General features: G+C 60.9%; 13 protein-coding genes. 6 read left to right on the top strand and 7 right to left on the bottom strand.

What is annotated here, in order from left to right; translation table 11 throughout:
• Positions 1-29: 29 nt before the first annotated feature.
• The 7 genes from ACPW75_RS12525 to ACPW75_RS12495 all read right to left on the bottom strand — a co-directional run bounded on the left by ACPW75_RS12525 (position 30) and on the right by ACPW75_RS12495 (position 8,871).
• A complete protein-coding gene (locus ACPW75_RS12525; RefSeq protein ID WP_197984397.1) occupies positions 30-899 on the bottom strand; it encodes a glycosyltransferase family 32 protein in 870 nt (289 codons plus the stop codon).
• 1,121 nt (positions 900-2,020) lie between these two features.
• Positions 2,021-2,827: a tryptophan synthase subunit alpha gene (gene trpA, locus ACPW75_RS12520; protein ID WP_113994580.1), complete on the bottom strand. Its 807-nt coding sequence runs from the start codon at positions 2,825-2,827 to the stop codon at positions 2,021-2,023.
• Positions 2,824-4,017: a tryptophan synthase subunit beta gene (gene trpB, locus ACPW75_RS12515; RefSeq protein ID WP_017780792.1), complete on the bottom strand. Its 1,194-nt coding sequence runs from the start codon at positions 4,015-4,017 to the stop codon at positions 2,824-2,826. Before trpB ends, trpA begins: the two co-directional genes overlap by 4 nt.
• Before the next feature lie 80 nt (positions 4,018-4,097).
• The gene (gene trpCF, locus ACPW75_RS12510) at positions 4,098-5,606 is read right to left on the bottom strand and encodes a bifunctional indole-3-glycerol-phosphate synthase TrpC/phosphoribosylanthranilate isomerase TrpF (RefSeq protein ID WP_162498628.1); all 1,509 of its coding nucleotides are present in this window, start codon (positions 5,604-5,606) and stop codon (positions 4,098-4,100) included.
• A complete protein-coding gene (gene trpD, locus ACPW75_RS12505; RefSeq protein WP_010633416.1) occupies positions 5,606-6,634 on the bottom strand; it encodes an anthranilate phosphoribosyltransferase in 1,029 nt (342 codons plus the stop codon). The genes trpCF and trpD overlap by 1 nt, the downstream gene beginning before the upstream one ends.
• 10 nt (positions 6,635-6,644) lie before the next feature.
• Positions 6,645-7,244 (bottom strand): aminodeoxychorismate/anthranilate synthase component II, encoded by a 600-nt coding sequence (locus tag ACPW75_RS12500; protein ID WP_016351382.1) that lies wholly within the window; start codon positions 7,242-7,244, stop codon positions 6,645-6,647.
• Positions 7,237-8,871 (bottom strand): anthranilate synthase component 1, encoded by a 1,635-nt coding sequence (locus tag ACPW75_RS12495; RefSeq protein ID WP_103828742.1) that lies wholly within the window; start codon positions 8,869-8,871, stop codon positions 7,237-7,239. The genes ACPW75_RS12500 and ACPW75_RS12495 overlap by 8 nt, the downstream gene beginning before the upstream one ends.
• A 437-nt stretch (positions 8,872-9,308) precedes the next feature.
• On the opposite strand from ACPW75_RS12495, the gene rnm reads away from it, so the two are divergent.
• From rnm to tesB, 6 genes are all read left to right on the top strand, one after another.
• Positions 9,309-10,190: an RNase RNM gene (gene rnm / locus ACPW75_RS12490; protein WP_103828743.1), complete on the top strand. Its 882-nt coding sequence runs from the start codon at positions 9,309-9,311 to the stop codon at positions 10,188-10,190.
• A gap of 102 nt (positions 10,191-10,292) precedes the next feature.
• The gene (locus ACPW75_RS12485) at positions 10,293-10,913 is read left to right on the top strand and encodes an L-threonylcarbamoyladenylate synthase (protein WP_016351379.1); all 621 of its coding nucleotides are present in this window, start codon (positions 10,293-10,295) and stop codon (positions 10,911-10,913) included.
• The gene (locus tag ACPW75_RS12480) at positions 10,906-11,817 is read left to right on the top strand and encodes a segregation and condensation protein A (protein ID WP_162498629.1); all 912 of its coding nucleotides are present in this window, start codon (positions 10,906-10,908) and stop codon (positions 11,815-11,817) included. The genes ACPW75_RS12485 and ACPW75_RS12480 overlap by 8 nt, the downstream gene beginning before the upstream one ends.
• A gap of 35 nt (positions 11,818-11,852) precedes the next feature.
• Positions 11,853-12,449 (top strand): SMC-Scp complex subunit ScpB, encoded by a 597-nt coding sequence (gene scpB, locus ACPW75_RS12475; RefSeq protein WP_011706719.1) that lies wholly within the window; start codon positions 11,853-11,855, stop codon positions 12,447-12,449.
• On the top strand, positions 12,442-13,365 hold the full coding sequence (rluB, locus tag ACPW75_RS12470; RefSeq protein ID WP_076360029.1) for a 23S rRNA pseudouridine(2605) synthase RluB: 924 nt from the start codon (positions 12,442-12,444) through the stop codon (positions 13,363-13,365). Before scpB ends, rluB begins: the two co-directional genes overlap by 8 nt.
• Before the next feature lie 200 nt (positions 13,366-13,565).
• Positions 13,566-14,429, top strand: a complete 864-nt coding sequence (gene tesB, locus ACPW75_RS12465) for an acyl-CoA thioesterase II (protein WP_016351376.1) — start codon at positions 13,566-13,568, stop codon at positions 14,427-14,429.
• The last annotated feature ends 38 nt before the right edge of the window (positions 14,430-14,467 follow it).

The following is a 14,467-nucleotide window of genomic DNA, read 5'->3' as shown; positions in this document are numbered from 1 at the left end:
GTATTTAGCCCATTTTGATCTGATTGTGCTTATTGATAGCTCTTTCCATTCGATAAACGCCAATTCCTACTGTCATGGCGATAACTAAGTTCCCATATTGTTTTAGCAACCTCGCCCCATTTAGACATGATATCCAGGTGCTGTACCATGACGTCATCTTTATAATCTGCTAAGTAAGCGACAACACTAGCAGATATATTTCCTGGTCCTGTGGTTGATTGTATTTCAGGTAGGTGGTCTTCATCTGATTCTAAAAGAAGACATGTAGATCTCATGAGCGCATATTCAATAATAGGGTGATTCGGTGGCGCAACAATAGGATTGTTATTAAAATAAAATATCCTATTGTCTGTGGCTTTGCCACTTACAATGAACTCATCAGGAGAAACCATAGCATTCGTATCAATATCATAACACAGGGGTTGTAGTTTCATCCTATGATCAGAGAACAGAGTGCTAATATCTAGTCCGGAATATACATCGTCCACATCAACATAAAATCCACCATTACAGTAGATATAGCAGAGGCGAAAATAATCACTTTTCATCGCCGGATGGTAGCAGCGATCGAATGCCTTAACATTTTCTTCATAAAGATTATTCTCAATGAATTTCCTAGCTGTATTACTATCGAATATTTGATGTTTAATACCATTATCTTTAAGGCTTTGCCATGATTTAATACATTCTTGAACATCTTTTGGAATATCATTGCCATCCCAAAATTGAATGATCACTTTTGGGATGGTATTAGTATTCTTCAGGGTGATAAAGGAAGAAGGGGCTTGTATAATACGTAGTATGAATTCAGATCTTGATATATCATTTTCTGAAACATCTACTGCATTTTCGGATGGTTTCCATTTAGAGGTTTGAATAGTTATAGAACCTGATTTCAAAATTTAATGCCCTATTTGTCACGAGAGAAAGTAGAGTTTTTATACATGAAGATTGACGTAGAAAGCTTCTATGTGGAACATATTTTAATGCTATATGCTTTGGTGGTCTTTGGATGACCATAATAAAGCTATGATTTAGTGTTTCAATGTGCCATGGCTTCGGTTGTTTTATTTTCTGTCGGATAGATTAAAGAACTTATTATTGAGTGGCAGGAGTAATAGGAAGAATTTGGAACATCGCTACTTTATAAGTACTGACTTAACCTCTGTCATGCTGTTTATTTTATTATTGTCAGGCAAAGCTACCGCCCCTGAGTTACAGCCTCCAGTCTGCTGCTTTTAACCCGCGAGATATCAACAATCGCTGCCATGGTGTTCCCGAGAGGTTGATTGTCGTTTGGCTATCTTAAGGGGGAATCTGGCGGGTTGAGAAGAGAGGGTTCGCGGGAATCTGTGCTGGATCAACAAATTAGTCATTGCACTCAGTGCTGGGTGATCACTCGCTTTGCTAGTGAATGCGAAGATGCCCTCACCCCAGCCCTCTCCCAAGGGGAGAGGGAGCATATCTGCTGTTAGACGGGGCTGTGGGCTGGCACGGTGTTGATCCCCCTCTTATTTGCTGAGGCGAGCCCTCTTGTCTAGGCCGCGAGGCAGGATGCCGAGCGAGCGGCGCTGGGCCATGGACGGCCCATCGGCGCGTGCCGTTGGACAAGAGGGTGAGCCGAAGGTAGCCGACGTCAGTCGGGCGAATAAGCGGGGGAGAAGACCTTTGGTGACTTTGGGTCTTTCCAAAGTCACTCGCCCAGGCCCGAAGGGCGGGCGAAACCCCGTCGAGGGCGGTGCCCTCGCATTCCATGCGGCGAAGCCGCATCAAGGGGTCAACTGTAGGCTCGGGCGTTCGGATTAACTCCGCCCGGATCGCGAACGTCCGAATACGCTGCGCTATTCGAACCTACGATTCGATAACGATGGGGGATTATGGGTTCCCTCAGCCTGACCCTCTCCCAAGGGGAGAGGGGACAAAGACGCTGGGAGCTGCAACAAGCAGGAAATAGAAAGGGAGCCTATCACAGGCTCCCTTTCCGCGCTCACGGTCAATGGCATTTGACCCATGCCGCCTCTTATCGATTGGTCGCGGCCTTCATCCCTTCCACAAACTCTTTCAGACGAGTGAGCATATGCTCCGGGTTCTGGTGGTGGGTCTCGATGATCTTCACCACGGCGGAGCCGGAGATGGCACCGGCGGCGCCAGCGGCAATCGCTTCACGCACCTGAGCCGGCTCGCTGATGCCAAAGCCAAGCAGGGCGGGGGGGGCGTTGAACTCGCGCAGGGTATTGATCAGCCCATCCACCGGCATGCCGGCCTTGGTCTCGGCACCGGTCACACCGGCGCGGCTCACCAGATAGGTGTAACCACTGCCAAGCTCCGCCACCTGCTGCAGGGTCTCGGCATCGCCATTGGGCGGGGCGATAAAGATGCTGTCGATGCCGAACTTGTCGGCGGCCGCCTTGTAGGGGGCGCACATCTGCACCGGCACGTCGGCGACCAGCACCGAATCCACGCCCGCCTGCTGGCACTTCTCATAAAAACCGTCGATGTGGCGCACATAGACCAGGTTGGCGTAGACCAAGAGGCCAATGGGCAGCTGCGGGTACTTGGCGCGGATGCGGCCGAGCAGTTCGAAGCAGTCGTCCGGGGTGGTGTGGCTGGCAAAGGCACGCAGGGCTGCGCCCTGAATGGTGGGGCCGTCCGCTACCGGATCGGAGAAGGGAATGCCGAGCTCGAGGGCATCGGCGCCCCCTTCCACCAGCGCATCGACGATGGCCAAGGAGAGTTCGGGGGTGGGGTCACCCAGCATCACGAACGGCACAAAGGCGCCCTGATTGGCTTCGTCCAGACGGGAGAAGAGTTGTGCGTAACGGTTCATGACAAGGTTCCTTCTTTTTCAAAGATGTCGGCAACGGTGAAGATATCTTTGTCGCCACGGCCGGAGAGGTTGACGATAAGCACCTGCTCTTTTTCCGGTTCACTGCGGGCCATCTTGAGGGCGTGGGCCAGTGCGTGGGAGGACTCCAGCGCCGGTATGATGCCTTCGGATTTGGCCAGCTCCTGGAAGGCGTCAAGCGCCTCCTTGTCGGTCACCGAGGGGTACTCGGCGCGGCCGATGGCGGCCAGGTGGGCGTGCTGCGGGCCGACGGAGGGGAAATCCAGTCCTGCCGAAACAGAGTAGGACTCCTGGATCTGGCCCTGATTGTCCTGCATCAGGTAGGAGTGCATACCAAAGAAGACCCCCTTGCTGCCGTGACCGAGCGGCGCACCGTGCTCGCCGCTCTCGATGCCGTGACCACCCGGCTCGACACCGATGAGACGCACCGACGGTTCATCGATAAAGTCGGCAAACATACCGATGGCGTTCGAGCCGCCGCCGACGCAGGCGATCACCGCATCGGGCAAGCGCTCTTCCTTCTCGAAGCACTGGGCCTTGGCCTCTTCGCCGATCATCTTCTGGAACTCCCGCACGATAGTGGGGAAGGGGTGTGGGCCGGCGGCGGTGCCCAGCAGGTAGTGGGCCGACTCGTAGTTGGCGGCCCAATCACGCAGCGCCTCGTTGCAGGCATCTTTCAGGGTGCTGGAGCCTGAGTGCACCGGGATCACCGTGGCGCCCATCAGCTTCATGCGAAAGACGTTGGGCTTCTGGCGCTCGCAATCCTTGGCGCCCATATAGACCCGGCACTTGAGGCCGAGCAGGGCGCAGGCCAGCGCGGTGGCCACGCCATGCTGACCGGCGCCGGTCTCGGCGATGATCTCTTTCTTGCCCATCCGCTTGGCCAGCAGCGCCTGACCCAGCACCTGGTTGGTCTTGTGGGCGCCGCCGTGCAGCAGGTCTTCACGCTTCAGATAGAGGCGGGTCTTGGTGCCCTTGGTCAGGTTGCGAGTCAGGGTGAGCGGGGTCGGGCGACCGGCATACTCGGTCAGCAGGGTCTGAAACTCGGCGATAAAGGCCGGATCATCCTTGGCGTCGACGAAGGCCTTCTCCAGCTGGAGCAGGGCGGGGATGAGGATCTGGGGCACGTACATGCCGCCAAATTCACCAAAAAACGGGTTGAGCAGGGTCATGGTTTCTTCCTTATACCTTGAGTCGAAAACGGAACATCAATTACGAAACAGTGATTCAGTAGTGGCCTCACAGGGCGCGCTTACAGGTTGCGCAGGGCGGCAAACGCCGCCGCCAGCTTGTGTGCATCCTTCTGGCCCGGGGCACTCTCTACCCCGGAGTTGAAATCAAGGCCGAGGCAGCCCACTTGCGCGGCTTGCAGGGCGTTGTCGGGATTAAGGCCGCCCGCCAGCATCAGCTTGGCTTTATCGAGATTGGCCAGCAGAGTCCAGTCGAACGCCTGACCAGTGCCGCCGCTCTGGCTGCCGACTTTCGTATCCAGCAGCAGGCGATCGGCCGGATAGTCGAGGGCGGGCAGCGGTTCGCCACTTGTGACTCCAACTGCCTTCCAGATCTGGCAGCCTGCTGGCAGCAGTGGGCGCAGCGTCTCGATATAGGCTGCATCCTCATCGCCATGGAGCTGCACCGCAGCGAGTCCCAGCGCCTCCACCGTCTTGACGATGGTGGCGGGCTGGGCATTGCGAAATACCCCGACGTAAGAGAGCGGCGCGCCCGCCATCACGGCGCGGGCGGCGGGAATGTCCACATAACGCGGGCTTTTGGCCACGAAGATCAGGCCGCCAAATACCGCGCCCGCCTGATGGGCGGCGGCGGCGTCTTCGGCGCGGGTCAGGCCACACACCTTGTTCTGGCCCAGAGTGAGCTTGCGCACAGCCGCCTCCAGATCCGGCTCGGCCATGAGGGATGAGCCCACCAGAAAGCCCTTGGCGTGGTGGCGCAGATCCGCCACTTGGGCGCGGTGATTGATGCCGGACTCGCTGATCACCACCTGATCGGCCGGGGCTTTTTGTGACAAGATGGCCGCCAGCTGTTTGGTGCGGTTCAGATCCACGCTCAAGTCCCGCAGATCCCGGTTGTTGATGCCGATCACCGGCGCCCCCAGCGCGATGGCGCGGGTCAGCTCCTCCTCGTTGCTCACCTCGGTGAGCACGCCAAGGCCCAGCTCCTTGGCCACTGCGAACAGGGCGCGATAGCCCTCGTCGGTGAGCACCGAGAGCATCAGCAGGATGGCGTCCGCCTGATAGTGGCGGGCCAGATAGACCTGATAGGGGTCAATCATGAAATCCTTGCAGAGCACCGGCTGGCTGACGCGACTGCGCACCCGGCTTAGATAAGCAAAATCCCCCTGAAAGAACTTCTCGTCGGTCAGCACCGAGATGGCAGTGGCGTATTTGCCATAGATGTCGGCGATGGCCTCCGGGCTGAAATCGTCGCGGATCAAGCCCTTGGAGGGGGAGGCCTTCTTGCACTCCAGAATGAAGCGGGTGGAGCCCGCCTTGAGCGCCCCGACGAAATCCCGATCGCTTGGGGTCAGAGCGCTCTCGAAGCTCTCCAGCGGCTGGGCCAGCTTGCGGGCGGCAACCCACTCCTGTTTGGCCGCCACGATTTTGCCGAGAATGGTCTGGCTGATGGAGGCCATGTTCAGAAAAGCATGGGGGGCAATAAGGTCTGACATCTCGTTATCCTTGCGAAACTGGCTCTTGCCCTGCGGGCGTTCTGAATGACTGTTATGCGACATGGTGGCTGACATCATGCCTCCTGATGGCCCGCTTCCTGATGGCTTAAAGTGGCCAGACGAGCGGCGAGCTCTGCCGTCTTGCCGCTTGCCAGCACCGCCAGCACCTCGGCCGCCGCGCTCTTGAGATCCTTCGCCTTGCCCGCCATCAGCAGCAGCGGTGCCACGTTGGCGGCGATGGCTGCGTTGTGGGCCGGGGTGCCACGCCCTTCCAGAATGGCGGCGGTGATGGCGCGGTTCTCTTCAGGCTCTCCGCCCTGAATGGCGCTGACCGGATAGGTCTCGAGACCAAAGTCAGCCGGGGTGAGCAGAAATTCGCGGATCTCGCCGTCACGGATCTGGGCCACCTGGGTCGGGCCGTGGATGGCAATTTCATCCAGCCCGGCGCCGTGCACCACCATACCGGTTTTCAGCCCCAGTGCCAGCAGGGTTTCGGCGATGGGGCGCACCAGCTCGGGGGCATAGACCCCCATCAGCTGATAGGTGGGGCGAGCGGGGTTGATGAGTGGCCCCAGCACGTTGAACAGGGTGCGGGTCTTGAGGGCCTGGCGCACCGGCATGGCGTGGCGCACGCCGGCGTGGTACTGGGGGGCGAACAGGAAGCAGATGCCGAGCTCATCCAGGCAGCGGCGCGCCTGCGCCGGGCTCATGTCGAGCTTGATGCCCATCTTGTCCAGCAGATCGCTTGAACCCGACTTGCTCGAGACCGAGCGGTTGCCGTGCTTGGCCACTTTCAGGCCGCAGGCGGCGGCGACCAGCGCCGAGGTGGTGGAGACGTTGATGGTGTTGAGGCCATCGCCACCGGTGCCGACGATATCGCAAAACTCATAATCCGGACGTGGGAAGTCGCGCGCTTCTGCCAAGAGGGCCTCGGCGGCGCCGGCGATCTCCTCCGGGGTCTCCCCCTTGATCTTGAGGGCGGTCAAGAGACTGGCGAGCACGATGGGATCCACTTCGCCACGTACCACCTGGCCGAAGGCGTCGCGGGTACTTTCACGGCTCAGAGACTGACCCTGATAGAGGGTGTTGAGATGATGATGCATGTTGGTCTCCTTACCGCACACTGCTTTCTGGACGGGTGATATGGGCGAGCGCCTGGGTCAGCAGACGGGCCCCTTCCGAGGTCATGATGGATTCCGGGTGGAACTGGAAACCCAGCACCCGCTCATCCTGCTGCTCGATGGCCATGGGCATGCCCTGATAGTGGGCAATCACCGTCAGCTCTTCCGGTACATAGGTGGCGACCAGCGAGTGGTAGCGGGCCACCGGTAAGGGGCTTTGCAGCCCCGCGAAGGCGCCGTGGCCGTTGTGCTCAATCAGGGAACGCTTGCCGTGGACGATCTCGCCCGCCGCGCCGACGGTGCCACCGTAGGCTTCGCACAGGGCTTGATGGCCGAGACAGATACCGAGGATGGGCACCTGACCGCGGGCCAGCTTGATGAGGTCTATCAGGCAACCCGCTTCATGGGGGGCGCCCGGGCCCGGCGAGAGCACCAGCACGGCGTCCCCTTCACAGGCGGCGATCTCGCTCATGATGCGGCTCGCCGGCAGGCTGTTGCGGTAGATCCGCACCGGATAGCCGAGGGAGCGGAACTGGTCGACGAGGTTGTAGGTAAATGAGTCGAAGTTGTCGAGCAGGAAGATATTAGTCATGGCTCACGTCCTTATGTTGCTCCTGCTGGGCGCTCAGGGCTTGCAGGGAGGTGCCATGGCTGGCGGCGATGGCGGCCAGCACGGCCGCCGCCTTGGCGCGGGTCTCGTCCGCCTCGGCCTGGGGTTTGGAGTCATAGACCACCCCGGCACCGGCCTGCACGTGGGCCACGCCCTCTTTGACAAACGCGGAGCGGATGACGATGCAGGTATCCATCTCGCCGGCGCCGTTGAGGTAGCCGACCGCGCCGCCGTAGCTGCCGCGGCGCTTGCCTTCCACCATGCGAATAAGCTCGCTGGCGCGGATCTTCGGCGCGCCGGTGAGGGTGCCCATGTTCATGCAGGCCTGATAGGCGTGCAGGGCGTCAAGGTCGGCGCGCAAGGTGCCGACCACCTTGGAGACCAGGTGCATCACGTGGCTGTAGCGATCCACCTTCAGCAGCTCCTTGACGTAGCGGGTGCCGGGCTCGGAGATGCGGGCGATGTCGTTGCGGCCCAGATCCACCAGCATCAGGTGTTCGGCCACCTCTTTCTCGTCCTGACGCAGTTCCAGCTCGATGCGGCCGTCGAGATCTCGGTTGATGCTGCCATCGGGGTTGAAGCCGCGGCGGCGGGTACCGGCGATGGGGTACATCTCCACGTCGCGGCTGGTGGCGCAGAATTTCACCGCGCTCTCCGGCGAGGCGCCAAACAGGGTGAAGCCCTCGTCCTGCACATAGAACATGTAGGGGCTGGGGTTGGTCTGTTTGAGGCGGCGATAGGCGGCGACGGGGCTGGGGCAGGGCAGGGAGAAGCAGCGGGACGGCACCACCTGGAAGATGTCGCCGCGGCGGATAAAGCCCTTGAGCTTCTCCACCTCGGCGCAGAACTGCTTGTCGCTCTTGTCCACGCTCATGCCGCCGGCGAGGGTCGGGGTGGCCGGAGCCTGCGCGGGGGCTTGCTGGCAGGCGTGCTTGAACTGGGCGAGGCGCTCGCTCAGGCGGTGGTATCTGTCTTCCACCTGGCTCTCGTCGCTGTCACCGCCGAAGATGCAGGCGAGCAGCGCAGTGGAGCGCGCGATGTGGTCGATGGTGATCAGGGTCTCGGCCACGTAGAAGCAGTAGTCGGGGCAGTCGTTGCTCCCCTCTGGCACTACGGGCAGATCTTCAAAGGAGGCGATGAGGTCGTAGGCGAAGCTGCCCGCCATAAACAGCGCCTCTTTGCCGAGCTGGCAATCAAGCTCTCGCTGCAGGGTGCGCAGCACGTCCAGCACGCTGATCCCCTTGAGGCGGCTGTCTTCATCGAGCGCCCGATCTGAGGCCGGGAAGTCGAGCTGCAGCTCGCCGGCCACCATGCTCTGGGCAACGGCGGCGGGCAGGCGCTCGGCCAGCAGGCTCTGCAGCTGGGCGCCGTTGTCGTTGAGGCTGCGCACCCGCACGGTGCGACCACGGCATTCGATGCGCAGGCAGGCGTCCACCAGTAGCAGGCTCTGTTTGCCGGCCTTGGAGTCGATCTCCACCGATTCAAGCAGCAGGTTGTTGGGGCGACCCTGGCAGAGCTCGCTGTAGAGTGCCAGCGGATCGGCCACATAGGGGGCGTTGAGGGTGAGGGTATCGAATTCACCCAGAGGAAGGCGATGGCTGGCTGTCATAGTGCGTTCCCTTGCGTGTGATGCTGTTTACCGATGTTCATGACGTTGAATTCCTTGAAAATTTAATGGGTCTGGGGTGGCTGGTTCAGGGGCGCCATCGCCAGGTCAGCTTGCTTGTCTGAATTCTCGGTTTCATCACAGGTCCATTTGCCGGATAATAAAAAAGCCCGCTGGGGTCAGCGGGCTTTTTCTTTGGGTTCTTTATTTGCTGTCAGATTTACAGGTACAGCAACGACCACACGCCCGCATGTCAGGGAGTGTGCCACCACCAGATGGTCAGGATGGAAGTCGTTTGCATGATAAAGTCCTGTAAAAAGATGTTTGCAATGAAGTGCCTACAGAAAACGATAAAGCCGCGGCCAAGTCAAGTCGCTTTTTAGCCTTCTTTCACCGAATGTGTACCCATGGTGACCTGACCACGAGAGCGGAATAATCTGATGAGATTCGATCTACACTGCCATACCACGGCCTCGGATGGGGTGCTGAGCCCCGCCGAACTGGTGCGCCGCGCCGCCGAAAAACAGGTCGAGGTGTTAGCAGTTACTGACCACGATACTCTTGCCGGGCTTGATGAGGTGCGCCGCACCATCGAGAATGAGCAACTGCCGCTGCGGCTGGTGAGCGGGGTCGAGATCTCCACCGGCTGGGAGCATCACGAGATCCATATCGTGGCGCTGGGGGTGGATGAAAAAAATCCGCAGCTGGTGGCGTTTCTGGCCGGCCAGCTGGCCCGTCGTGAGGCACGCGCCCAGGAAATAGGGCGTCGTCTGGAGAAGTGCCAACTCCCCGGCACCTATGAAGAGGCCAAGCAGCTGGCTGGCGACGCCGCCGTGACCCGGGCCCACTTTGCCCGGGTGCTGATGGCGCGCGGGGTGGCCGATACCATGCAGAAGGTCTTCAAAAAGTACCTGAGTCGGGGCAACAAGGGCTATGCTCCGGCCGAGTGGCCGGAGATGGGCGAGGCGATCAGCGCCATTCACGCTGCTGGCGGTCTGGCGGTGCTGGCCCACCCGAGCCGTTACGACCTCACCGCCAAGTGGATCAAGCGGCTGCTGGTGGCCTTCAAGGCGGCCGGTGGCGATGCCATGGAGGTTTCGCTGCCCCAGCAGAGCCCGCAGGAGCGGGCGAATCTCGGCCAGTGGGCCAAGGAGCACGACCTCTACATCTCGGTGGGATCGGATTTTCACTTCCCCTCCAACTGGACCGAGCTGGGGCGCCACCTCTGGTTGCCCAAGGAAGGGATGCCGCTCTGGCTGGCCCATCCCGGTCACTTCGGGCTCACCACCGAACAGCACGCCGCTCTGCTGGCCAGCCGTTAAGAGGCGTCTGCAGGCGTCAAACAGATTAAGGTAGTGTCGTGGAGCCCGGCTCCACGGCCATCAAGCGGGCAGGCATTGCCGCCCCCATTGCGAGAACGAGTCATGAGTCAGCACTTTTACGTACATCCGGAAAACCCCCAGGCCCGTCTGATCAGCCAGGCGGTACAGATCATTCAGAACGGCGGCGTCATCGTCTATCCCACCGACTCGGGCTATGCGCTGGGTTGCCAGATGGGCGACAAGGGCGCGCTGGAGCGCATCTGCCGCATCCGCCGCATCGATCCCAACCACGACTTTACCCTGGTGTGCCGCGATCTCTCCGAGATCTCCACCTATGCCAAGGTGGACAACACGGCGTTTCGCCTGATCAAGAACAACACCCCCGGCCCCTACACCTTCATCTTCAAGGCCACCAAGGAAGTACCGCGTCGCCTGATGAACGAGAAGAAGAAGACCATCGGCATCCGGGTACCGGACAACAAGATTGCCCAGGCGCTGCTGGAAGCGCTCGGCGAGCCGCTGCTCTCCACCACATTGATCCTGCCGGAATCGGACATGGCGGAGTTCGACCCGGAGGAGATCTTCGACAAGCTGGGCAAACAGCTGGATCTGGTGGTCAACGGCGGTTATCTGGGCGAGCAGCCCACTACCGTGGTGGACTTCTCCGACGACGAGCCGGTGCTGCGCCGGCGTGGTGCCGGTGACCCGACTCCGTTTGAGTGATACTGCCGATCCTGTGCCGGTGATGACCACGCCCACGGCGGGCGAGAGGGGGGCGAGCCCGGCGGGGGAGGCCATTCCCCCCCAGGCCGTCCCGTCTCCCATCGCCCGGGTGCTGGGGCAGCCCTATCACGAGCTGCCCCAGGATTTGTTCATCCCGCCCGATGCGCTGGAGGTGTTTCTCGATACCTTCGAGGGGCCGCTCGATCTCTTGCTCTACCTCATCCGGCGCCAGCAGCTCGACATCCTCAACCTGCCGATCCTGCAGATCACCTCCCAGTACATGGAGTACGTGGAGCTGATGCAGGGCCTCAATCTGGAGCTGGCGGCCGAATACCTGCTGATGGCGGCCTGGCTGGCGGAGATAAAATCCCGTCTGCTGCTGCCCAAGGCGCCGGAGCTGGAAGATGAGGAGGAGGGGGAAGACCCCCGCGTCACCCTCATTCGCCGGCTGCAGGAGTACGAGCGCTACAAGGTGGGGGCGGAGCGAGTCAACGAGTTGCCGCGGCTGGAGCGGGAGATCTTCATCGCCACCGCGCTGCCGCCGGATTTTGGCGATCTCAAACCATTGACGCCCGATGTTTCGCTGGTTGAGCTCGCCCTTTACATGCAAAGTGTGGTAAAACGCGCGACTCATTTTGAACATCACCAGATCCGCCGTGAGCAGATCCCGACCCGGGTGCGCATGGCGGAGATCCTTGCCATGCTCTCGCTGGGCCAGACCCTGCGCCTGGATCGGGTGCTGCGCGCCGAAGAGGGGCGCATGGGGGTATTGGTGACGTTTCTGGCGCTGCTGGAGCTGTGCAAGGAGCAGCTGATCTGGATCCTGCAGGCGGAACCGCTGGGGCCGATCCACTTTGCCTTGGCCGGCCAGCATGAGGAGAGCGTGCGTGGCGCTGCCCACTGAACGGTTGAAGAGGCCGATGTTGCGAGGAGCGGACCATGGCGCTGCCGGCTGAACGACTCAAGACGCTGATCGAGGCGGCGCTGTTCGTCGCCGGACGCCCGCTCAACGTCAGCGAGCTCAAGAGCAGCGTACTGGCGGACTACCCGGTCACCAGCCGCTACGTCCAGCTGTTGCTGGCGGAGCTCAGACAGGATTACAGCGAACGGGGGGTGGAGCTCAAGGAGGTGGCCTCCGGCTGGCGCTTTCAGGCCCGCCAGGAGTACGCCGAGGAGCTCTCCAGGCTCTGGAGCGAGCGGGCGCCCCGTTATTCGCGCGCCGTGATGGAGACGCTGACGTTGATCGCCTATCGTCAGCCCATCACCCGGGCCGAGATCGAAGCCATCCGCGGGGTGGCGGTCTCGAGCCAGATAGTGAATACCCTGAAAGAACGTGGCTGGGTGCGCAGCATCGGTCACAAGGAGGTGGTGGGCCGCCCGGAGCTGCTCGCCACCACCCGAGAATTTCTGGATTATTTTAATCTGCAGAGTCTGGAGCAGCTCCCCGAGCTTGACCCCGAACTGCAACCCTCGTTGTCCACGCTGACATTGGCAGCAGCGGGCAGCGATCAACAATCAGGTAACCCCGATGAGTGAAAAACTGCAAAAAGTGTTGGCCCGCGCGGGTCACGGCTCCCGTCGTGAGATGGAGGCCCTGATCACCGCAGGTCGGGTCAGTGTGGATGGCAAGGTCGCCACACTGGGGGATCGCGTCGAAGTGAACGCCGTGATCCGGGTGGATGGTCACCAGGTCAAGACCCGTGCCGCAGAGGAAGTGATCTGCCGCGTGCTGGCTTACCACAAGCCGGAAGGGGAGATGTGTACCCGTCACGATCCGGAAGGTCGTCCCACCGTGTTTGATCGTCTGCCCAAGATGGAAGGGGCCCGCTGGATTGCGGTCGGCCGCCTCGACGTCAACACCTCAGGTCTCTTGCTGTTCACCACCGACGGTGAACTGGCCAACCGGCTGATGCACCCGAGCCACGAAGTGGAGCGGGAATACGCGGTGCGGGTCTTTGGCGAGATCACCGAAGCCATGCTGCAGCGCCTGCGCAAGGGTGTGCAGCTGGAAGACGGCATGGCCAAGTTCAACAAGATCAAGCCGGCCGGTGGCGAGGGTCTGAACCAGTGGTTCAACGTCACCCTGACCGAAGGGCGCAACCGTGAAGTGCGCCGCCTGTGGGAATCCCAGGAAGTGCAGGTGAGCCGCCTGATGCGGATTCGCTACGGCGACGTGCAGCTGGATCGCGGCATCCCGCGCGGTGGCTGGCAGGAGCTGAAACTGCCCGAGGTGAACTACCTGCGAGGCCTGGTCAACCTGCCCAACGAGACCGAATCCAAGGTCGATCTGCAGCAGGATGGCAAAACCAGCCGTCACAAGCAGGCCGCCCAGATCCGTCGCGCCGTCAAGCGCCACAAGGAGATGCAGGGCAAGGAGCCGCGCGCCCGCGCCACCACGGCCCGTCGCAAGCCGACCTCTTCCACCCGCAACTCGGGTACCGGCAGCAAGTAAGCGCTGCGTGGCCGCAAGGCCGCACTGCAAAAGGCCCGCCTCTTCGGCGGGCCTTTTCGTTGGCGCCTTTTGAGTTCGTTATTGTTCAAGTTCGCATGAAGCTGAATTAATGGGGCCGGGCAGGTGACTGCCAGGGGCGGGGGTGGTTGCTCGGCACGGGCGGGCTTGTTAGCCTTCCCGCACTGACACAGGAGATAATAATGAGCAAGGTACTTGATGAGCTGCTGGCGTTGCTGGCGCTCGAGAAAATCGAGGAGGGCCTGTTTCGGGGCCAGAGCCAGGATCTCGGTCTGCGGGCCGTGTTTGGCGGACAGGTAATGGGGCAGGCCTTGTCAGCCGCCAAGCAGACGGTGGCAAGCGATCGCCAGGTGCACAGCTTCCACTCCTACTTCCTGCGCCCCGGCGATGCCAACCGTCCCATCGTCTACGACGTGGAGAACATCCGCGACGGCCAGACCGTCTCCACCCGCCGGGTCAAGGCCATTCAGGGCGGCAAGCCCATCTTCTATCTCAACGCCTCCTTCCAGGTCGAGGCGGACGGCTTTGAACACCAGATCGCCATGCCGGCGGGGATCACGCCGCCCGAGCAGCTCAAGAGCGAGCTGGAGCTGGTGCGCCCCTACGAGCAGCAGATCCCGCCCGCCCTGCGCGACAAGATCATGTGCGAGAAGCCCATCGAGATTCGCCCGGTGACTCTGGTCGATCCGATCCGCCCCGACGTGCACGAGCCGCTGCGCCACGTCTGGTTCAAGGCCAATGGCCAGATGCCGGACGATCAGCGGGTGCACAAGTACCTGCTGGCCTATGCCTCCGACTTCCACTTCCTGTTCACCGCACTGCAGCCCCACGGCGTGTCGTACTGGGAGCCGGACATGCAGGTGGCTACCATCGATCACTCCATGTGGTTCCACCGGGACTTCCGGCTGGACGACTGGCTGCTCTACGTGGTGGACAGCCCGAGCGCCAGCGCCGGTCGTGGCCTGGTGCGCGGCCAGTTCTTCACCCGCGATGGGGTGCTGGTGGCGAGCACGGCGCAGGAAGGGGTGATCCGCCGTCGCGGTTGAGCAGCGCTGAGCGCCAACAAAAAAACGGGAGCCGATGG

Source organism: Aeromonas sp. FL131 (assembly GCF_049860615.1).
Classification (GTDB): domain Bacteria; phylum Pseudomonadota; class Gammaproteobacteria; order Enterobacterales; family Aeromonadaceae; genus Aeromonas; species Aeromonas hydrophila.
Note: the sequence above shows the minus strand (reverse complement) of the source record. Positions and strands in the feature narration are given on the sequence as shown.